17 protein-coding genes are annotated in these 19,621 nt (G+C 59.4%); 6 read left to right on the top strand and 11 right to left on the bottom strand.

Going from position 1 to position 19,621, the window contains the following annotated elements:
• Positions 1 to 124: 124 nt before the first annotated feature.
• Complete coding sequence (locus K3767_RS08855; RefSeq protein WP_221173227.1) at positions 125 to 916, bottom strand: hypothetical protein; 792 nt, start codon at positions 914 to 916, stop codon at positions 125 to 127.
• Between the two features lie 145 nt (positions 917 to 1,061).
• Here K3767_RS08855 and K3767_RS08850 point away from each other — a divergent pair, with 145 nt between their 5' ends.
• On the top strand, positions 1,062 to 1,451 hold the full coding sequence (locus K3767_RS08850; RefSeq protein WP_221173226.1) for a secondary thiamine-phosphate synthase enzyme YjbQ: 390 nt from the start codon (positions 1,062 to 1,064) through the stop codon (positions 1,449 to 1,451).
• A gap of 5 nt (positions 1,452 to 1,456) precedes the next feature.
• Entirely contained in the window at positions 1,457 to 1,885 is a 429-nt protein-coding gene (locus tag K3767_RS08845) for a single-stranded DNA-binding protein (protein WP_221173225.1), read from the top strand.
• On the opposite strand, the gene hemA is transcribed toward K3767_RS08845, so the two are convergent.
• From hemA to K3767_RS08820, 5 genes are all read right to left on the bottom strand, one after another.
• Positions 1,882 to 3,225 (bottom strand): glutamyl-tRNA reductase, encoded by a 1,344-nt coding sequence (hemA, locus tag K3767_RS08840; protein WP_221173224.1) that lies wholly within the window; start codon positions 3,223 to 3,225, stop codon positions 1,882 to 1,884. The genes K3767_RS08845 and hemA overlap by 4 nt on opposite strands.
• Positions 3,209 to 4,039, bottom strand: a complete 831-nt coding sequence (ccsB, locus tag K3767_RS08835) for a c-type cytochrome biogenesis protein CcsB (RefSeq protein ID WP_221173223.1) — start codon at positions 4,037 to 4,039, stop codon at positions 3,209 to 3,211. The genes hemA and ccsB overlap by 17 nt, the downstream gene beginning before the upstream one ends.
• A 114-nt stretch (positions 4,040 to 4,153) precedes the next feature.
• A complete protein-coding gene (locus tag K3767_RS08830; RefSeq protein WP_221173222.1) occupies positions 4,154 to 6,127 on the bottom strand; it encodes a DUF3373 family protein in 1,974 nt (657 codons plus the stop codon).
• A 160-nt stretch (positions 6,128 to 6,287) separates the two neighbouring features.
• On the bottom strand, positions 6,288 to 9,809 hold the full coding sequence (locus tag K3767_RS08825) for an AsmA-like C-terminal domain-containing protein (protein WP_221173221.1): 3,522 nt from the start codon (positions 9,807 to 9,809) through the stop codon (positions 6,288 to 6,290).
• Positions 9,806 to 10,456 carry a histidine phosphatase family protein gene (locus tag K3767_RS08820; RefSeq protein WP_221173220.1) on the bottom strand — a complete coding sequence of 217 codons (651 nt, stop codon included), beginning with the start codon at positions 10,454 to 10,456 and terminating at the stop codon, positions 9,806 to 9,808. Before K3767_RS08820 ends, K3767_RS08825 begins: the two co-directional genes overlap by 4 nt.
• Before the next feature lie 284 nt (positions 10,457 to 10,740).
• Between K3767_RS08820 and gyrA the strand changes: the two genes are divergently transcribed.
• Complete coding sequence (gene gyrA, locus K3767_RS08815) at positions 10,741 to 13,161, top strand: DNA gyrase subunit A (RefSeq protein WP_221173219.1); 2,421 nt, start codon at positions 10,741 to 10,743, stop codon at positions 13,159 to 13,161.
• On the opposite strand, the gene mqnE is transcribed toward gyrA, so the two are convergent.
• Entirely contained in the window at positions 13,158 to 14,246 is a 1,089-nt protein-coding gene (gene mqnE / locus K3767_RS08810) for an aminofutalosine synthase MqnE (protein ID WP_221173218.1), read from the bottom strand. The genes gyrA and mqnE overlap by 4 nt on opposite strands.
• An 87-nt stretch (positions 14,247 to 14,333) precedes the next feature.
• Here mqnE and K3767_RS08805 point away from each other — a divergent pair, with 87 nt between their 5' ends.
• From K3767_RS08805 to glmS, 3 genes are read left to right on the top strand one after another with little or no spacing between them, the layout of a single operon-like run.
• The gene (locus K3767_RS08805; protein WP_221173217.1) at positions 14,334 to 15,080 is read left to right on the top strand and encodes a hypothetical protein; all 747 of its coding nucleotides are present in this window, start codon (positions 14,334 to 14,336) and stop codon (positions 15,078 to 15,080) included.
• Positions 15,081 to 15,104: 24 nt separating this feature from the next.
• Positions 15,105 to 15,425 carry an HNH endonuclease gene (locus tag K3767_RS08800; RefSeq protein WP_255592371.1) on the top strand — a complete coding sequence of 107 codons (321 nt, stop codon included), beginning with the start codon at positions 15,105 to 15,107 and terminating at the stop codon, positions 15,423 to 15,425.
• On the top strand, positions 15,386 to 17,233 hold the full coding sequence (gene glmS / locus K3767_RS08795) for a glutamine--fructose-6-phosphate transaminase (isomerizing) (protein ID WP_221173215.1): 1,848 nt from the start codon (positions 15,386 to 15,388) through the stop codon (positions 17,231 to 17,233). The genes K3767_RS08800 and glmS overlap by 40 nt, the downstream gene beginning before the upstream one ends.
• On the opposite strand, the gene K3767_RS08790 is transcribed toward glmS, so the two are convergent.
• Genes K3767_RS08790 through K3767_RS08775 form a run of 4 tightly spaced genes read right to left on the bottom strand, consistent with a single transcriptional unit; the run spans position 17,220 to position 19,568 of the window.
• Positions 17,220 to 17,849 carry a TrmH family RNA methyltransferase gene (locus K3767_RS08790; protein WP_221173214.1) on the bottom strand — a complete coding sequence of 210 codons (630 nt, stop codon included), beginning with the start codon at positions 17,847 to 17,849 and terminating at the stop codon, positions 17,220 to 17,222. The genes glmS and K3767_RS08790 overlap by 14 nt on opposite strands.
• Positions 17,850 to 17,863: 14 nt before the next feature.
• A complete protein-coding gene (cysC, locus tag K3767_RS08785) occupies positions 17,864 to 18,469 on the bottom strand; it encodes an adenylyl-sulfate kinase (RefSeq protein ID WP_221173213.1) in 606 nt (201 codons plus the stop codon).
• Complete coding sequence (locus tag K3767_RS08780) at positions 18,466 to 18,651, bottom strand: DNA gyrase inhibitor YacG (protein WP_221173212.1); 186 nt, start codon at positions 18,649 to 18,651, stop codon at positions 18,466 to 18,468. Before K3767_RS08780 ends, cysC begins: the two co-directional genes overlap by 4 nt.
• Positions 18,636 to 19,568: a universal stress protein gene (locus K3767_RS08775; RefSeq protein WP_221173211.1), complete on the bottom strand. Its 933-nt coding sequence runs from the start codon at positions 19,566 to 19,568 to the stop codon at positions 18,636 to 18,638. Before K3767_RS08775 ends, K3767_RS08780 begins: the two co-directional genes overlap by 16 nt.
• Positions 19,569 to 19,621 lie beyond the last annotated feature (53 nt).

The raw sequence follows: 19,621 nt of genomic DNA, 5'->3' as shown, positions 1-19,621 counted from the left end.
CCCCTCCGAAAACCGATCTTCAGGCCATTATGCCCCTTAAACGGATCTTTGGCAACCTATCCTGCTTTCCGCCAAAATTTCCGGTTAAGTTCGGCTCCCGCATTGGGGGCGAAGCCCCCAACGATTAATAGGAGGTTTTGATTACCAGAATCCCTTCCTCCTCGGCCTTTCTTTCTATTTCGTCTTTTATTTCCGTCCCTATTACCACCGGAATCACTTCCTCCTCGCAGAATCGACTGAACATTTCACCGCGTTTCCGGGCCCTCTGGAGGTCCCCCTCGTGCAAGGCATAGGACACTTCCACCACCAGGATCACCGGTTTACGGGTCTTCCTTATCTCTCCCTTAACCACCAGATCCACCCTTAACAGGTCCTCCCTTTCCTGTTCAGTGATCAGACCTCTCTCTTCAGCCTCGTCAGCCATGGAAAGAAGGGTTTCCCAGTCGATTATTCGGCACTTTCGGAGAATCCTTCCGAAGTAGGCCGGATACCTCTCCCGAATGGTGCGTTCAAAGTCCTTGCCCTTGAAACGACCGAACTCTCCCTTAAGATAAGCCATGTCTTTCTTGAGCACGGCCACATCCTGTTTGAGCATGTCCACATCCTGTTTGAGCACGGCCACATCCTGTTTGAGCATGTCCACATCCTGTTTGAGTATGGCCACATCCTCTTTGAGCACGGCTACATCCTGCTTGAGCGTCGCTACATCCTGCTTGAGCACCACGACATCCTCTTCCAGTTTTTCCACCTTTTTCAGGAGTTCGTCGAACTTCCGGGGTAGATCCATCAATTCGGAGGTGAGGATAATCTTTCGGATCTCTTCGAGCCACTCGGGCTTCGTCTTAAGGGCCCTTACGATGTCGGCGAAACTAACCACCCGGTAGGTTTCCATGTCTTTGCAGGCCGCTGTTTCCATCGGTAAATCCCCCGGGGAAGTCTGGATATCTAAAATTATAAACCCTGTTTCGGAAAAAGTCTCCCTGAGGCTCGATTTCTCGCAGGGCTTTGACAAGCGGAGAGGAGGGACTATAGTTTTAAAGAACCACCCGGGGGAGGCGGTCATGGAGGTCATCACCGTAAAGAGCACGGCCAGAGCCCAATTTATCGACATTACCGAGGAGGTGGCCCGCCGGCTGAAGGGGGTGAAGAGTGGGGTCTGTTTTCTCTATGTGCCTCACACCACGGCCGGTCTGGTGATCAACGAAGGGGCGGATCCCGCGGTGGCCGAGGACATTCTCAATGTGTACGAGCGTCTGGCTCCCTACGATTACGCTTATCGCCACCTTGAGGGAAACTCTCCGGCTCATGTGAAGGCCAGCCTTACCGGACCCTGCCTTTCCATCCTGGTGGAGGACGGTCGCCCGGTTCTGGGTACCTGGCAGCGCATTTTTTTCGCCGAGTACGACGGGCCCCGCACCAGAAAGGTTTACCTAAAGGTTATGGAGGGGTAAGGGTAATGAGCGTAAACAAGGTCATTCTTATCGGGCGTCTCGGGGCCGATCCCGAAATTCGCTACACCGCGGAGGGCCAGCCGGTGGCCACCTTTCGGATCGCCACCAACGAGGTGCGGATCAAAAACGGGGAACGCCAGGAACATACGGAATGGCATCGGATAGTGGCCTTCGGTCGTCTGGCCGAGATCTGCGGAGAGTACCTCACCAAGGGACGCCAGGTTTACATCGAGGGGCGTCTCCGCACCCGATCCTTTGAGGATCGTGAGGGTCAGAAACGCTGGATCACCGAGATCGTGGCCAGCGACATGCGGATGCTGGACGGGCGTCGTGAGACTCCGGAGCCCCCTCCTGCAGGCTCGGCGGGGTTTGCTTCCGGTGAAGGCAGGGAAGAGCTTCCCGAGCCCCCGCCGGACGACGACCTGCCCTTCTAGGATTTCTTGCCGAGTTTTTCGTGCTCGGGGGGCCACTCTTTCGTGAGGAGGGTCTCCAGATCACCGTCCAGGTCAAAGACTCGTCTTACCGTGGTAATGGCCTCCCGGCCCATGCGGTGGTAGCCGGCCTTGAGATAGGTGATGGGGGCGTGGAGGAGTTTCTGGACGATGGCCTCGGTCATGACCTCAAGGGCCTCCCGTTCCTCCGGAGAAAGATCACGAAGTCGCGGAAGGGTACGGGCCAGTTCCCGCCGACGGATGGCCTCCGCCTTCTCCCTCAGGGCCTTGATGGTGGGATATACGGCCAGTTCCCGCCACCAGCGTTCGAACTTTAGGACCTCTTCCTCGATGATCCTTTCCGCCCTCAGGGCCTCTTTCCTTCTCCGCCCCAGGTTTTCTTCCACCACCTGTTTGAGGTCGTCGATGTCGAAGACATACACATTTTCCAGATCGTTAACCGCCGGTTCCACATCCCGGGGCACGGCAATGTCTATGAAAAAGAGGGGGCGCAGGCGGCGTTTCCGCAGGAGGGGCTTCACCATGTCCCGGGTGATGACATACCCCGGAGCCCCGGTGGAGGAGATCACTATGTCGGTGGCCAGTAGGCACTCGGTGAGCTCCTCCAGGCTGTAGGCCTCTCCCCGGAAGCGTTCGGCGAGCTCCACGGCCCGGGCCAGAGTCCGGTTGGCCACCAGCATCCTCTCCACCCCGGCCCCGAGGAGGTGCTGGGCGGCGAGCTCGGCCATCTCCCCGGCTCCCACCAGAAGGGCGGTCTTTCCCTTCAGGGAACCGAAGATCTTCTTGGCCAGTTCCACGGCGGCGTAACTTACCGAGACCGCATAGGAACCGATGCCGGTCTCGGTGCGCACCCTCTTGGCCACGGAAAAGGTGCGGTGGAGCAGGCGATTCAGGATGGGACCGGTGGTGCGTCGCGCCGCGGCTTCCCGATAGGCCTCCTTGACCTGGCCCAGGATCTGGGGCTCCCCGAGCACCAGTGAGTCCAGCCCGGAGGCCACCCGGAAGAGGTGTCGCACCGCTTCCATGTTGCGCATTACATAAAGGTGGGGCTCGAACTCCTCCCGGGAAAGCCCCGTCTCCCGCGAGAGTATGGCCTTGAGGTTTTCCAGAACTCCCTCGGGATCCTCCGAGATCAGCAGGAATTCCACCCGGTTGCAGGTGGAAAGGAAGAAGACCTCGTTTGCTCCGGGAAGATTCTCGCGCAGGATCTCCAGAGGAGACCCGCCCTTTTTGTCCAGGGCGAACCGTTCCCGCACCTCCACCGGGGCGGTGCGGTGATTGAGACCTACGAGGAGGATTTGTTCCTTAGGTCCACCTTCCATAGCCGTGAAGTCCCGGGAAAAGGAGATTTACCACAAAAAAGCTGATTATCCATACCACAAAGCCCAGAAGAGCCATGAAGGCGGCCCGGCGGCCCCGCCAGCCCACGATGAGCCGTTCGTGGAGAAGAGCCGCGTAGATCAGCCACAGGATAAGGGACCAGGTCTCCTTGGGATCCCAGCTCCAGTAGGTGCCCCAGGCCTTTTCCGCCCAGAGAGCCCCGGTGATGATCCCCAGAGTGAGGAGAGGAAAACCGTACTTTAGACACACCTCGTTCAGCCGATCCAGGGATTCCAGAGGGGGGAGTCGCCGGAAGATCCCCCCGAGGGTCTTCCGTTTGACCTGTCTTTCCTGAAGGAGATACATGAGACCGGCCACCGCCGCCACCAGAAAAAAGGCGTAGGAAAGAAGGGAGATTACCGCGTGGATGGGAAGCCAGAAACTCCTCAGAGGCGGAGGGAGGGGCAGAAGGGTGGCCGGTGAGACCGCCGAGACGATCATCAGAAAGAGGACCACCGGCGCCAGAAAGGTCCCCAGGGTATAAACCTTGGGCCCCCGGTAGGAGAGGAAGAAGTACACTCCCACCACCGACCAGGCCAGAAAAGAGGTGGCCTCGTGAAAGGAGGTCACCGGGGGAGCCTTGAGGGCCTTGAGCCGGAGGACGAGACTTAAGGTGTGCACCGCGAACCCGAACAGCAACACCCGGCGGGCTCCCTTCAGAGCTTCCGGACGCAGGGTGTAAAAGTAAATAAAAAAACCCACCGCGGATATGGTATAAAGGATTATAGCGAGTTTGAAGAAAAAGACTTCGGGCATGTATAAACTCCCTTTCTTTTATAGCTTAGCCCTCCGTAAAAAATCTTCAAGTTTAAATAAAAAGGGGCGGGAGAATCCCGCCCCTTTTTTGAGAGAAAATTGAGAGTGATTACCCTAGAAGTAGACCTCGAAGGAGGCGTAGAAGTTGTACATGTGGTCGATGGGCTGGAACATGGTCACGCTATCCGTATCGTCGAGGTCGCCCTTAATGGCATAGGGACGGCCGAGCCACACGCCACTTCCGGTGTAATTAAACCAGTAGTACTGGAAGCCGAGGCGCAGAAACACACGGGCGTACTTGGAAAGGGCCTCGCCGGCGGGAAGATCCTGGATCCAGTAGACCTCGGCCACATGTCCGCGGGTGGCGAGCTTATTGAAGTAAATATCGTCCGTAGCCACCATGAAGGGCAGCCACCACTTGGAGCCGTAGTTGTACTCCAGACCGAGCTTGGCCCCGGGCACCCAGGGAAGCGGGATCCGCGCACCCACATAAACCGCCCAGCCGGTATGGGTATCGAGATCCAGACCGGCATCCTTAGGATTCCAGAGATCACCGGGCTGAATTCCATTGGCCGGATTGGCCAGCGTAAGATACGGACCCTCAAGAAGGCTATAGTACATCATAAGATAGTTTCCATTATGATCGATGGGGATCCCCATGTAACCCCAGTCGTCCGGATCGGTGATAGAAACTCCGACCGAGACAAAGTAATCTACACCTTCAAGACCAAGATAAGGAATATCAACTTTGTGAATCCAGGTGGCACCGAGCTCGTAAATATCACCAAGGTTGTTCTGGGTGGTAACCGCAAAGGGCATCCAGGCGTTGAAGACCGGGTTGAACATGTACCACTCGCCATCCGGAAAGTCCATCACGCCCTCGGCTTTGAAGGCCTGCACGATAAGCATCATGTTGCGGTCGGGGTCGTCCAGCACATCCCACACGAAGCCGTAGAAGTCCACATCGTCCTTGGCCCGGTCAATGGGGAGCTTGAAGCCGGACTCGAAACCGCGACCGTAACAAAAGCGGATGCGCCCGGGCCAGGGCCAGCGATACTGGAACCCGAGGGTGGCCCCATCGAAGGGAATGTCAATGTTGATACCGGAGGGAGAAGCCTCCTTCTTGTCGAGCCCCTCGCGCAGGTGCTGCGGGGAGCCGTGGGTGGTGGGCCGGCGACCGAAGGAGATCCAGATGGGGTAGCCGCCCACATTCACCCAGTTGAAATAGGCCCGATCCACATAAAGTCGGCTGTCGGAGGGACGCACGCCGAAAGAAAAGTTGCTGCTCTGAGGCGGAAAGAGGCCTGGAGCTATATAATCGTTACTCATTCCCCAGACCTTGTAGTAGGAAAGACGGACCTTTACATTGGTGTTCTCCGTGGGATTGACCTTAAAGTTGATACGCATCCGGTTGGTCCAGATGGTGTCGTTTTCACGGTGCTGCTTGCGAGCCGCCCGGGCCAGAGCGTTTACAGTTCTTTCATCCACGGGCATCTGAATGCCACCATCCCAACCGATGATATTACCCGAATTATCAATAATAGGATGACCAACCATATCAACTAGGCGCATATTCATTAAAGAATTTCTAACAGAAGTAGGCAAGTCATTCATTTGCCTCAAAAGGTCAGCAGCATTAGGGTCAGCCTGCAAAGCAGGCAACAAAGCCTGAAAAGTCTGATTCAACATTCCACCAACAGCAACAAAACCATACCCATTTAATAAATTCCTCATCCCGTTTGGCATCTGCGCAAAAGTCGGAACATAGGTAAACATATAATGATTCGCCGGCACATAAGCCCGGGTAGAATCAATCCTCGTGCGGATGTCACCCCAGATTTTGAATTTTCCGGCATTGTCCTTGAACTTCTCCACCAGGTCGCTCATCTCGTCCACGGTGTCGCTGGTCTCCTCCTGGGCCTGCTTCACCTCCTGTAGTTGCTTCTTCAGGGCCTGGAGTTCCTTTTCGAGCTGTTCAATCTTCTGAAGCAGTTCCTCCTGCGAGACCCCGGTGTAGGCCCTGAGGCCCCCGGGTACCATTGGTACCATTAATAAGAACGCCAGAAATAACCCCAACCATCGCTTCATAAGCACACCTCCTCAACCCTAAAATTTTTATCCTCCGGTTTTACTCGTTCCTTAATACTCCAAAGCCTTATAAATGTAAAGGGCCGTTTTTAAAAGATGTATGTCATTAAAAGGGATGAGAGGAGTTGAAGCCTCATTTATATGTTTTTTCATTCAGAAACTACTTCTTCGGTATCACCACATGAGCCGGGAGTTCAAAGACGCGCCTGAAGATATTGAAGACCCCTTCTCCGATAGCCTTGGGATCCAGAGGAAGGATGGTAGGATCCTTATAGGTACCCCGGATCCCGATGGGGAAGGAGACCAGCATTTTCTTCTTCCCGGTGAGAACGAAACCCACCACCGGAATGCGGCTCACCAGGGTATCTACCGTTTTAAAAGGTGAAGCCAGGACGGTAAGGTCAAGCCTTCCCTCGGGAAGAAATACATCTCCGGAGGCGAAGAGTCTCAATCCCGGCCCGTCAAGGTGGGCGCTTTCTACATGAAACCGTGATCCGGAAAGTTTTCCCTTTACCGAAAGCTTCTGATAAGGGAAGCCGCTTTTCTCCATGGAGGGAATCTGTCCTTTGAAGAGATCGATGGGACTGAGAAAACCCAAGATCTTGGCGAGGAGTCCGAATCGGCGGATTTCTCCGGAGGGGGAGTAGAGTGAAAATGTACCCCGGCCCTCCTCGAAAAGATTTCGGCTTCCACCGAGATGGATTTCGGTCCGGAGACTAAAGGGCCCCGTAATAAACACTTTTTGGCCCGGGGAAAGGCATGACCAGAGAACTTCGAAATTCCCCCGGGGTTCATAAATATTGAGGTTGAGCTGTTTGCGACGGCCGAAACGGTAATCTCCTTCGAGAGGGAGACCGCAGAAACGAGCTCTGGAAATTACTACCCGACCGCCCGGAGCATAAAGAAAGATTTCCCCCTCAAAGTCTTCCAGGAATTTATTTTCGGATAGCCGAAGCCGGTGACATCTGAGCGTCATATGACCAGCCACCCGGAGCCGCGGGGAAGTTTTCTTTTTTCGGAGAAAAAGAGTTTGTTTCAGGTAAGGAAGATCCAGGAAGTCGGAGACCAGGTTCCCCTCGATCAGAAAATTGCCCGGGGCCACCTCGAGCCTCCCGGTGGCGGTGAAGTCCGAACGGCCCACGCGGGCCACCAGTTCCTCGAAGTGGAACACGCGTCCGGCTCCGCGGAGACGAAAACGCTCCACCCGCGGAGAGCCTCGCACGGGAAGGATCAGGCCCTCTCCCTCCAGACGGCCCCGGAAGCGGGAAAGGAGGGGATGGGAGAGATTGAAGTCCGTCTCAAAGTCGGCCCGGAAGTAGCCCCTGAGCCCGGGATTTTCCTCAAAAAGGGCGGTGAGAACCCGTGGAGAAAGTTCCCCCTTCAGGTTCACCCTGTACTCCATCGGGACCTTCTCAAAGGAAAAGGTCAGGGTCTCTTCCCGGAAAAGGAGACGGCCGTCTCTCACGACGAAACCGTTTTCATCCCGTTCCAGGGTGGCCTCAAGGGCGGCTCCCCGGGATGTTTCCAGGGAAAGGGTCAACCGGAGCCGTCCCTTTCCCGGAAGGGAAAGGTCGAGGTTTTTCAGACGGAGGGGAGAGGTCAGCAGGAATCTTTGAGGGAGGTGGAGTCTTTCGTAAAGGTGCACGAGAAGGTTTCGCGAGACCTCCCCGGAGCCGCGCAGGGAGAGAGTCCCGGTGCGGAGGTCCTTCGTGCCGGAAAGGACGAGGCCGGCCCCCAGTACCTCAAATTCCCCCGGACCGAAGCCCAGATGTCCGGGTCGATAGGTGAGGGGCAGGCCGCGGAATTGAAGGGGAATACCGAGGGCTTTAACGAAGAGGCTTCCCGCAAGGACTTTTCCCTGGAAGCGGACTCCGGCGCGGAGGGCCTTTCCGGTAAGCGGTCCCTGATAGGTCAGGGAGGCGATTTCCACCTCCTTTACCGAGAGCCGGAGGGATTCCCAGAGCCTTTTAATCTCCGCGGAACGAAAGAGGAGCGGAAGAAGGGGCTTCAGGATCACCCTTCCCCGGGCCTCGCTGAGACGGATTCGATAGGGCCTGCGGGAAAAGTCAAGGTCCAGCGAGATCCGCAGGGAGCCGGGAGGACCGGAGATCCGGGAGCCGGAAAGACTCAGTTTTTTCCCCCGGAGGGAGAAGGTCCCTCCGGAGACGGTGAGGGGCCAGGGCAGGGCGTTCATCCTGAGGGAGATCCGTTCGGGTCTGAGACGCACCCTTACCCGGGGCTTTTCGCGCGACCCGGACACCTCGAGGCTTCCCGAAACCGGGCCGCGCACCGCCAGGAAGGAAAGGGCCCTTTCCACCCGGGGCGAGACCGAGCGCGCCACCGAAAGGAGCCTCGCGGACTCGCCGGAAAACCCGGCCGCGACCCTCAGGGGGGCCTTCCGGTCGCGAAGGTGCACCCGAACCGAAGCTTTATTAACGGTAAGCTCCGGGAGCCGGGCCGAGCCCTTGAAGGTCAGGTCCCCCATGATCAGGGAGAGAGTCCCCGAGACCCCGGAAAGATCCAGGGCCGGGCGGGAGAGACGAACCGCCCCTTCCCGCACCCGGGCCGAAAGGATGAAGTTTTCCGGACGGAAAAGACCGGAAAGTTCGGGAGCCCGGGACCGAAATTCCAGGTCCGAGAAGACGCCCCCGCGCACCGTGGAGAAAAGGTGGGCAAGCCCTTTGTTTTTCGGGAAAATGCGCAGGAGGCGCTCCCGGACCGCGGTAAAGTCGAGGCTACTCAGTCGGGCGGCCAGCTCGTAGGCCCCGGACTGTTTGCGCAGGGTGAGTTCCCCCCGCAGCTCCGGCTCCTTAAAGTCGAGATTCCTGAAAAGGACCTCGAAACCGGCCTTTGAGACCGAAAATTGTCCCTCGAAGGCGGCGCAGGAAAAGAGGAGATCCGGTTCCTTCTCGAAGAGAACGCAGGGAGCCGAACCCTTGAAACCCGCCACCAGGGAGCCGTCCTCGTAGGTATAGGCCAGGGAAAGGGAAAAGTCGGTCTTCCGCACGGGAAGCGGAAGATAATCCTTAAGGAGCCGTAAGGCGGCTAGATCCACCCGGGAGAGCTCCAGGAGTCCTTCCGCCGAGGCCTCTTTCAGGTTCAGCCGCCCTTTGAGACGAAGACTGCGGGCGAAGGAGGGGGTCCCCTTGAGTTCCACCAGGATCTGTTCGGGACGGGTGGCCACCTCCGCCGAAAGGTCGGTGAGTTCCAGGAGGAAGACCTCCCCCCGTAGAAGGCGCAGCCGCCCCCCGGACACCCGCACCTCCATGGCCGGTAGGACCGGAAGGCGCCGGACGATCTCCCTCACGGAAAGGGGCCTTTTCCCCCGGCTCTCCGGAAGGATTACGGTGAGATGCGGGGACTCCAGGGCGAAACTCCTTATGACGATCTTCCGGTGAAGAAGCGGGATTACCTCCGGGTAAAGGCGCAAGCTTCTGACGGAGAGAAGATAACTGGGTGCCCTGATGCGTACTTCCTCCGCGGAAAGTCCGGGGCGAAGGAAGACCCGGAACCGAAGGGTCCCTACCGAGACCTCGGCCTTTAGGGTGCGGGAAAGCCTTTGCGCCACCCGGTCCTTTACCGCGGAAAGGTTCACTATGTAGGGGAGCAGAAACCCCAGGGCCACCGCAAGGAGCAGAAAACCCGCCAGAACCAGGGCGGAGATCTTAAGGGCCCTTTTCACGGACGAACCCCCTCCAGAAAGGCCCGCATCTCTTCGGCTTCCCGTCCTCCTCCGAAAGGCACCTCCACGGAGACCTCGAGCCCCCGGCGGCGGAGAAGCACCGGAAGGGCATTGGGCACGGGGACCGTGCGATAGGCCGCAAGGGGTAGCTCCAGGTAATGCACCAGGAGACAGCGCACCACCACCATGTGGGTAACCACGGCCACGGTGCGACTGGACTCGCGGTGGAAGACTTCTTCCATGGCCCGCACGGCCCGCCCGTAAACCTCGGGAAGGGTCTCGCAACCGGGAATAAAGAATCGATGAGGGCTTTTCGACCACACCTCGTACTGAAAGACCGGATCGGCCCGCAGTTCGTGCTTAAAACGCCCCTCCCAGGGGGGGATGGAGATCTCCAGAAATCCCGGCTCCTCCACCACCTCCGCCCGGCGTCCCAGGGCCTCGAGCATAAGCTCGGCGGTGTCGCGGGTGCGGCGCAGGGGGCTCACATAGATCCGGATCGGTGGATCGGAACGGAGGTACTCCCCGGCCCGACGAGCCTGCTCGCGCCCCTTTTCGGTGAGGGGTTCCGGAGTGCGCCCGGCAAACCTCCCTTCGGCATTGGCGTGGGTCTGACCGTGCCGCAGGACATAGACCCTGGTCTCCATGGGGAAGCCTCCCTCCGGGCCTTATCCTTAACACGCAAAGATCGGATTTGCCAGGGGTGATCTTCAGGGATACGGAACCGGATCCGCTCCCGTTTTTTTTGTGGTAAAGTAGGGACATGGCCCTCGATCGAAACCAGCGGGAGGAGTAAAAATGGAGGTGCTGGGGGCTGCTTCTATCTTTTTGTGATAGGTCTGGTAACGGTTCTACTGATTTTGGCCCGGGGCAAGCCCCAGCACCGTCCTTCCTGAATCGCAAATCATAGCACCACGGGAGGAATCCGGAAATGGGTGAGATTCTGAGCGTGCCCTTAGAGGAGGAACTGAAGCGTTCCTATCTGGACTACGCCATGAGCGTGATCGTGGGGCGGGCGCTTCCGGATGTGAGAGACGGTCTCAAGCCCGTGCAACGCAGGATCCTCTACGCCATGCACGAGATGAAAAACGACTGGAACAAACCCCACAAGAAAAGCGCCCGCGTGGTGGGAGAGGTCATCGGTAAGTATCATCCCCACGGGGACGCCGCGGTTTACGACACCCTGGTGCGGCTGGCCCAGGACTTCACCATGCGCTACCCCCTGGTGGACGGACAGGGGAACTTCGGTTCCGTGGACGGCGACGCCCCGGCGGCCATGCGCTACACCGAGGTGCGCCTTTCCCGCATTGCCCACGAGATGCTCGCCGACATCGAAAAAGAGACCGTGGACTTTGCCCCCAACTACGACAACACCCTGAAGGAACCGGTGGTGCTTCCCTCCAGGCTCCCCAACCTGCTGGTGAACGGGGCCTCGGGGATAGCCGTGGGGATGGCCACCAACATCCCCCCGCACAATCTGGGGGAGGTGGTGGACGCCCTCATCGCCATGCTCCGCAACCCGGAAATCACCCTCGACGAGCTCATGCGCTACATAAAGGGGCCGGACTTTCCCACCGGGGCCCTCATCGTGGGACGGGAAGGGATCCGGGAGGCCTACGCCACGGGCAAGGGACTCATCAGGATGAGGGGCCGGGCGGTGATCGAGCGGGAACGGGGGCGCACGGCCATCGTGATCACCGAGATTCCCTATCAGGTCAACAAAGCCAAGCTGGTGGAGCGCATCGCGGAACTCGCCCAGCAGAAGAAACTGGAAGGTATCGCCGAGGTGCGGGACGAATCCGACCGGGACGGTCTCCGCGTGGTGGTGGAACTCAAGCGGGAGAAGGCCGATCAGGCCCGGATCGTCCTGAACCAGCTTTACAAGCACACCCCGCTCGAGAGCACCTTCGGGGTCATCATGCTGGCCCTGGTGCGGGGCCGACCCGAGCTTCTCTCCCTCCGGGAGGTGCTGGGACACTTTCTGGCTCACCGCCGGGAGGTGGTGCTGCGTCGTACCCAGTACGACCTCCGCAAGGCCCGCGAACGGGCCCACATTCTGGAGGGCTTGCTCAAGGCTCTCGATCACCTCGACGAAATCATCGCCCTCATCCGGGGCTCCCGCACTCCGTCCGAGGCCAAGGAGAAATTAATAAAACGCTTCGCCTTTTCCGAGGCCCAGGCCCAGGCCATCCTGGACATGCGTCTCCAGAGACTCACGGCCCTTGAACGGGAGAAACTTCGCGCCGAATACCGGGAACTTCAGCGCCAGATCGCCTGGTTCGAAAGGATTCTCTCCGACGAGGAGACCCTGAAGGGGGTCATAGAGGCCGAACTGCGGGAGCTCAAGGAGAAGTACGCCGATCCCCGGCGCACGGAGATCGTTGCCGACGACGGTGAGGTCTCCTGGGAGGACCTGGTGGTCGAGGAATCCATGGTGGTCACCGTGACCTACAGGGGCTATGTAAAGAGACTACCCCTTTCCACCTATCGCCAGCAGCGCCGGGGAGGAAAGGGCGTAAGCGGGCTTTCGGTGGGAGACGGGGACGCGGTGAAGGACCTCTTCGTGGCCACCACCCACGAGACCTTTCTGTGTTTCACCAACCGGGGACGGGCCTACTGGTTGCGGGTGCTGGACATTCCGCAGGCGGGGAGAGCGGCCCGGGGCACGCCCCTTTCCAACCTCCTGCGGCTGACCGAGGACGAACGGGTGGCCACGGTGGTTCCGGTGCGCGAGTTTTCCGAAGGGCGTTTCGTGATCTTCGTCACGCGCCGGGGATTGATCAAAAAGACGGAACTTTCCGAATTCGGAAACCCGCGTTCCACGGGCATCCTGGCCCTGAAGCTGAACGAAGGCGACGAGCTGGTGGACGCCGCCCTCACGGAGGGGGATCACGAGATCCTGCTACTCACCCGGCGGGGACAGGCCATCCGGTTCCCCGAGGATCAGGTGCGCCCCATGGGACGGGCCGCCGCCGGGGTCAAGGGCATCGAGCTTGCCCGCGGAGACGAGGTGGTAAGCCTCCTGGTGCTCCCCCCCGGAGAAAAAAGAGACCTCCTCACCGTCACCGCCTTCGGCTACGGCAAACGCACTCCTCTTACGGAATATCGGCTCCAGAGTCGCGGGGGAAAAGGGATCATTGCCGCCCGGATCGACGCCAAGTCCGGGGATCTGGCCGGGGGGCTTCTGGTCTCGGAGGGAGACGAGATCCTCCTCCTCTCCGATTCCGGGAAGATCATCCGCCTTCGGGTGAAAGACATTCCCTTCAAGGGACGGGCCACCCGCGGGGTCAAGCTCTTCTTCCTCAACGGAGAGGAGAGGATCGTGGGGCTGGCCGGGGTGAGAGAGGTCTAGTTCACGGGATGGTAAAAGGCGTCCCTTTCCACGGGTTCAAAGCCTGCCTCCCGGATGAGACGCTCTATCTCGGTTCGGCTCAGGGCCTCGGCCTCCCGCCCTCCGGAGGCCTCGCTTATCTTCTCCTCCACCACGGTGCCGTGGAGATCGTCGGCCCCGAAGTGAAGGGCCAGCTGGGCCAGCTTTACCCCCAGAAAGACCCAGTAGGCCTTGAGGTGAGGTATGTTGTCCAGCAGGAGCCGGGCCACGGCCACCATCCGCAGATCGTCGAACCCCGTGGGAGCGGAGACCTCTCCCCGGAGAGGGGTCTTTTCCGGAAGAAAGGGCAGGGGCACGAAGCAGAGAAAACCCCCGGTTTCGTCCTGAAGCTCCCGGAGCCGGAGGAGGTGATCCACCCTCTCCTCCGGGGTCTCGAGGTGTCCGTAAAGCAGGGTGGCGTTGGTGGGGATGCCCAGACGGTGCGCGGTGCGGGCGACCTCCAGCCAGCGTTCGGCGGGGATCTTGCGGGGAAAGAGCCTCTCGCGCACCCTTTCCGAGAAGACCTCCGCCCCGCCTCCCGGAAGACAGGAAAGACCCGCCTCTTTAAGATCCAGCAACACCTCCTCCACTGACTTTCCGGAAATCCTCGCCAGGTGATCTATCTCAACGCAGGTGAAGGCCTTTAAGGCCGCCCCGGGGAAAGCCTCGCGCAGGGCCGAAAGGAGTTCCAGATAATAACTGTAAGGAAGCTCCGGATTCACCCCTCCCACGATGTGAATTTCCCGGGGAGGAGGTCCCTCCGAAAGCCGTTTTACGGCCTCCTCCGGGGAGACGACATACCCCTCCGGATCCCCGGGAGCCCGCCAGTAGGCGCAGAAGCGGCAGCGATTTTCACAGACATTGGTATAGTTCAGATGACGATTGATCACATAATACACCCGCCGACCGTGCAGGCGTTCCCGCACCAGCCGGGCCAGCCATCCCAGCGCCAGGAGGTCCCGGCAGGAGAGGAGCTTCAGCCCGTCCTCACGGGAGAGTCTCTCCCCGGCCCGGATCTTTTCGTAGATGTCGTAGAGACCAGCTATTCTGATTGTTTTCTCCCGCATCAACGGCTATACTAGTTTAACTGAAAAAAATGACAACCCGGGTTTCCGGTTGGACGGAGATCCGGATTGGAGGGCGGAGAGATAAAAATGTTTAACGCCTTTAGATATTTTGAGGAATTTCGGGAGACCTTCGGAGAGGAAGCGGCCCTCAAACTCCTACGCGTCCTCTCCGAGATCTACGAAAATCTGGCCCAGACCGTTACCCGGGAGGAGTTTAACGAGCTCAAAGAAATCGTCCGCCAGCAGGGAGAAAACCTGCGAACCCTAACTCAAAGGGTGGATCAACTCACTCAACGAGTGGATCAGCTTACTCAAAGGGTGGACGAACTCACTCAAAGGGTGGACGAACTCACTCAAAGGGTGGATCAGCTCACGGAGGATGTACGCAAGCTCACCGGAGAGATGGGGAAGGTAAAAGAGGATATCCGGGATCTGCGGCAACAGGTGGGGGGCCTTTCCATTACCGTAGGCTACACCCTGGAAAACGAAGCCTTCCGTTATTTGCCTCGGCTCCTGGAAAAAGACTACGGTCTGAAAGTGGAAGGAGAATTGATCCGGACCTTTGTAGAAGACGAAAAGGGTCGGCCTTTAGAGGTCAACATTTTCGGTAAGGCCCGAAAGAACGGGAAGGAGCTGGTTATTTTGGGAGAAGCCAAGGCTCAGCTTTCCAAAAACGACATAGACCGATTCCTCCGCCGCAAGATCAAACCCTTGATTCAGATTTTTCCCGACCGATTTCTAATTCTGGTCACCCACATGGTTTCTCATCCCTCGGTGGAAAGGTACGCCAGGGATAAGGGTATTGCTCTTTATTACTCTTATCAATTTCGGTAAGGGTCCATGTGGGAGAAGGGATGTTTGCCGGAGGAGTGGATCCGGCGCGAACGGGAAAAGGCCCGGCGTCTGCGAAAGACCCGCTGGTGGCGCAGGAAGTGTGCGCGGGGGGTGTGCTATTACTGCGGAAGGCGGGTTCCTCCGCACGAACTCACCATGGATCACCGCATCCCCCTCTCCCAGGGAGGACGCTCGGAAAAGTCCAACCTGGTTCCGGCCTGCAAGGAATGCAATAATCGGAAGAAATACCTCCTGCCCTGGGAGTGGGAGGAATACCTGGAAAAACTCCGGAAAGGAGGAACCTCGTGTGCGGAATCATCGGTTACCTGGGAAAAAGACCGGTAAAAAGCGTGCTGCTCGAGGGGCTCAGGCGGCTTGAGTATCGGGGTTACGACTCGGCCGGAGTGGTCTTTTTCGAGGGGGAGAGGCTCTTTCTGCACCGGGTTAAGGGAAAGATCCTGGATCTCGACGAGAGTCTGGCCCGGCTTGAGGTGCGGGGTGAGGCCCCCGGACTGGGACACACCCGGTGGGCCACCCACGGAGAACCCTCCGAGACCAACGCCCATCCCCATCTGGACTGCGCCGGCGAGGTGGCGGTGGTGCACAACGGCATCATCGAAAACCATCAGGCCCTTAAGCGGGAGCTTTTGGCCCGGGGGCATCGGTTCGTTTCCGAGACCGACACCGAGGTGATTGCCCATCTGGTGGAGGAGGCCCTCTCCGAGACTGGGAACCTTCCCGAGGCGGTACGGCGGGCCCTTCTCCGGCTCCGGGGAGCCTACGCCGTGGGCATCATCTGGCGCCGTGATCCGGGGCGAATCGTGTGCGCCCGCAACCAGAGCCCCCTGGTGCTGGGACTGGGGGAGGAGGAGGTCTTTCTGGCCTCGGATGTGCCGGCGCTCCTGCCCTGGACCCGAAGGGTCGTCTTCCTCGAGGACGGAGACCTCGCCGTGCTCACTGCCGGCGGGATCAGCGTGTTCCGCCTGGACGGTTCCCCGGTGGAGCGTTCCGTTCAGGAAATCACCTGGGACGCCTCCCGGGCCGAAAAAGGAGGCTTTCCCCACTTCATGCTCAAGGAGATCTACGAGCAACCCGAGGCCATCCGCGACACCCTGAGGGGGCGTCTCGATCCCGAAAGCGGAGAGGTCCATCTGGACGACGCGGAGCTTTCTCCGGATTTCTTCAAGGACACGGAAAAGATCTTCATCGTGGCCTGCGGCACCTCCTACCACGCCGGTCTGGTGGGAAAGTATCTTCTGGAGAGGTGGGCGGGGGTGCCCGTGGAGGTGGATCTGGCCTCGGAGTTCCGCTATCGGTCCCCTCTGGTGAACGAACGCACCCTCACCATCGTGATCTCCCAGTCCGGGGAGACGGCGGACACCCTGGCGGGACTTCGCCTGGCCCGGGAGCTTTCCTCCCGGGTGCTCGGCATCGTCAATGTGCTGGGGAGCACCATCGCCCGGGAGGCCGACCGGGTGATCTACACCCACGCCGGCCCGGAAATCGGCGTGGCCTCCACCAAGGCCTTCACCTCCCAGCTCACCGTGTTGCTTCTCCTGACCCTTTATCTGGGACGCCTGCGGGGAAGGCTCTCCCCGGAGGAGGCCCGGCGCCTTGCGGGAGAGCTTTACGAGATCCCCGGCCGCATCCAGAACCTCATCGAGGAAGTCCATCCGCAGTTACGGGATCTCTCGGAAAAGTACTTTCGCCGGGAAAACTTCCTCTACCTGGGCCGGAACATCCTCTTTCCGGTGGCTCTGGAGGGGGCCCTCAAGCTTAAAGAGATCTCTTACATCCACGCGGAGGGCTACGCCGCTGGCGAGATGAAACACGGCCCCATCGCTCTCATTGAGGAAACGGTGCCCACCGTGGCGCTGGCCCCGCGGGAGGCCGGCCTCGTTTACGAGAAAATGCTTTCCAACATCGAGGAGGTGCGTTCCCGGAGGGGCCCGGTGCTGGCCTTCGGCACCCGGGGAGATCAGGCGCTGGCGGAAAAGGTCTCGGACTTCGTAGGGCTCCCCCCGGTCTCCTGGGAGTTTTCCCCCCTGGTCTACACGGTGCCCCTTCAGCTCTTCGCCTACGAGATGGCCGTGCGACGGGGTTGTGATGTGGATCAGCCACGAAATCTCGCCAAAAGCGTCACCGTGGAGTAGCTCTCCGGGCCGACAGCCACAGGGCCACCACCCCGAAGGCCACGGCGACATTGAGCGAGCGTTTACCTCCCCTCATGGGAAGCCGCAGCGTGAGGTCACAGGCCTCAAGCACCCCAGGATCCACCCCGGTCAGTTCGTTTCCCACCACCACGGCCAGGGGGCCTTCCGGCGGGGGGAGCTCCGGGTGCCAGTCCACGGCTTCCTCGGTCTCCAGGATGAGCACCCTGAAGCCCTCCAGTTTCAGGTTCTTCACCACCGCCAGGGCGTCGGGATGATGCGTCCAGGGGACCACGCTCTCGGCCCCGAGAGCGGTCTTGGCCACCCCCGGATGGTCCCCGGCAGGGGTGATACCGCAGAGATAAAGACGGGCAAAACCCGCGGCCTCGGCGGTGCGGAACATGGATCCCACATTCCAGGCACTGCGGATGTTTTCCAGGATCGCCACGCAGGGGGGCTCCACCACTCCCCGCGAAGGCCCGAGGGCGTCCTCCCGAAGGTGCCGCTCGGCCACGAGTTCCAGACTCCCTCCGCAGGAGGGACACCCCTCCCGCGGGGCCAGATCCGGAAAGCGCAATCCGCAGGCCCTGCACCGGTAGAAACGGGCCTTTTTCTTCATCGCGGATTCAGAAATTAAAGCAATAAAATGAAATTTTTTTCCGAAAGCATCTGTAAAACTTTGCGAATGCAGGTCTCAAGATCCTCTTCTTCGGTATTAAGAACGAGATCCGGATTTTCCGGTTCCTCGTAAGGCGCATTTACCCCGGTAAATTCGTGTATTTTTCCTTCGCGGGCCTTTCGATAGAGACCTTTGGGATCACGCTTTTCACATGTTTCGGGACTGCATTTCACATACACCTCAAAGAAGGCCCCGTCTCCCACCCTTTCGCGTACATATCGTCTGTCTTCTCTGTAAGGGGAAACGAAGGCTGCGAGCACCAGCAGACCTGCATCCATCATGAGACGGCAGACCTCGGCTATGCGTCGCAGGTTTTCCCGTCGATCCTCCCGAGAGAATCCCAGATCTCCGCAGAGCCCGTAGCGGATGTTATCTCCATCCAGTACATAGGCCCGGATACCACGATCGTGAAGTTCTTTTTCAAGAAAGTGAGCGATGGTAGATTTTCCCGACGCCGGGAGTCCGGTAAACCAGATTACTCCGCTGCGGTGTTTGTTCAGGCGTTCCCGGTCTTCTCGGGTAACCAGGCGTGGATGCCAGATGACATTCGGACTTTTCATCCCTTCACCTCCTCTTCCTCGGCTTCCATAGTGTCTCGGGATACGGAAATGCGATATTCTTCGGAGAACCACCGGTCCAGATCCACCAGTTTGCATCTTTCCGAACAGAATGGGCGATAAGGGTTTTTCCTCCAGGAGGTCGGCCTGCCGCAGATTGGGCACCGTCTTACCCGACCAGCCATACGGTTCGGTCCTTGAGCGTGGAAATAATTTTGGTGGAGACGGAACCGAGAAGAAGTCCCTTGAAGCCTCCGCGGCCCCGACGCCCTACCACTACCGTACCGTAGCCGCCCTTTCGGGCCTCCTTGAGGATGGCCGAGGCCGGCCCGAAAATGGACCGCACGATTCGCACCCGGACCCTCTCGGTGGGGAACCCCTCCTCCTCGAAGCGTCGGCGGGCCTTCTCGAAAAAGGTCCGGGTTTCCTCCTCCTCGGCGGCCACGAGCCCCGCCTCGATCCTCTTGAGGGTCTCGGTGCGGGGCCCGGTCCCCGTCCAGGGATAGACCACATGAAACAGCGTGATTTCCACCCCGGGATCCCCGGCAAAGACATAAGCCACATGGTCCACCACCCGAAAACCGGGCTCTCCCAGATCCACGGCCACGAGCACCCGGTGATTCCAGCCCTCCCCGGCCACCATCCAAACCGGAATCCGGGCGTGTTCGGCCAGTTTGTAGGATACGCTCCCCATGAACCCCTGCGTGGCCCGGGAAAGCCCCCGCCGCCCCACCACCACGGCGTCGTAGTAGCCCCCCTCCGCCTCCCGGATGATTTCGTAAGCCAGATCCCCGGTCTGAAGGGAAACCTTGAGGTCCACCGCGTCTTCGGGGAAGGCGGAGAGCAGTTGCCGTCCCCTTTCGGCCACGGCCCGGGCCCGGGCCATGTTCTCGGCAATGGCCTTCTCCAGCAGATCCTCCCTTTCAAAGAGGGGCTTTCCTCCACCACCACGGAGCAAATAGGAAGGCGGACGCCGGGCCACCACGCACAGGGTGATCGTAAAGTCCCGCCGATGGCCGAAGACCTCGTTGAGGTAGGCCACGGCCTTCCGGGAAGGAGTGGTGCCGTCGTAAGCCAGGAGCACCTTTCGCGCCGGAACCATGCTGGACTCCTCGAAAAATCTGTTCTTTTACTTTATCATAGATCAAAGACTTT

This window comes from Thermosulfurimonas sp. F29 (assembly GCF_019688735.1).
GTDB lineage: Bacteria > Desulfobacterota > Thermodesulfobacteria > Thermodesulfobacteriales > Thermodesulfobacteriaceae > Thermosulfurimonas_A.
The sequence above is the reverse complement of the archived record's forward strand: the minus strand, read 5'-3'. Positions and strand labels throughout refer to the sequence as shown.

Excerpts from the sequence above, each read along its gene's own strand:
- K3767_RS08855 (WP_221173227.1), bottom strand. The coding sequence starts at position 916 with ATGGAAACAGCGGCCTGCAAAGACATGGAAACCTACCGGGTGGTTAGT.
- K3767_RS08850 (WP_221173226.1), top strand. The coding sequence starts at position 1,062 with ATGGAGGTCATCACCGTAAAGAGCACGGCCAGAGCCCAATTTATCGAC.
- K3767_RS08845 (WP_221173225.1), top strand. The coding sequence starts at position 1,457 with ATGAGCGTAAACAAGGTCATTCTTATCGGGCGTCTCGGGGCCGATCCC.
- hemA (WP_221173224.1), bottom strand. The coding sequence starts at position 3,225 with ATGGAAGGTGGACCTAAGGAACAAATCCTCCTCGTAGGTCTCAATCAC.
- ccsB (WP_221173223.1), bottom strand. The coding sequence starts at position 4,039 with ATGCCCGAAGTCTTTTTCTTCAAACTCGCTATAATCCTTTATACCATA.
- K3767_RS08830 (WP_221173222.1), bottom strand. The coding sequence starts at position 6,127 with ATGAAGCGATGGTTGGGGTTATTTCTGGCGTTCTTATTAATGGTACCA.
- K3767_RS08820 (WP_221173220.1), bottom strand. The coding sequence starts at position 10,456 with ATGGAGACCAGGGTCTATGTCCTGCGGCACGGTCAGACCCACGCCAAT.
- gyrA (WP_221173219.1), top strand. The coding sequence starts at position 10,741 with ATGGGTGAGATTCTGAGCGTGCCCTTAGAGGAGGAACTGAAGCGTTCC.
- mqnE (WP_221173218.1), bottom strand. The coding sequence starts at position 14,246 with ATGCGGGAGAAAACAATCAGAATAGCTGGTCTCTACGACATCTACGAA.
- K3767_RS08805 (WP_221173217.1), top strand. The coding sequence starts at position 14,334 with ATGTTTAACGCCTTTAGATATTTTGAGGAATTTCGGGAGACCTTCGGA.
- K3767_RS08790 (WP_221173214.1), bottom strand. The coding sequence starts at position 17,849 with ATGAAGAAAAAGGCCCGTTTCTACCGGTGCAGGGCCTGCGGATTGCGC.
- cysC (WP_221173213.1), bottom strand. The coding sequence starts at position 18,469 with ATGAAAAGTCCGAATGTCATCTGGCATCCACGCCTGGTTACCCGAGAA.
- K3767_RS08780 (WP_221173212.1), bottom strand. The coding sequence starts at position 18,651 with ATGGCTGGTCGGGTAAGACGGTGCCCAATCTGCGGCAGGCCGACCTCC.
- K3767_RS08775 (WP_221173211.1), bottom strand. The coding sequence starts at position 19,568 with ATGGTTCCGGCGCGAAAGGTGCTCCTGGCTTACGACGGCACCACTCCT.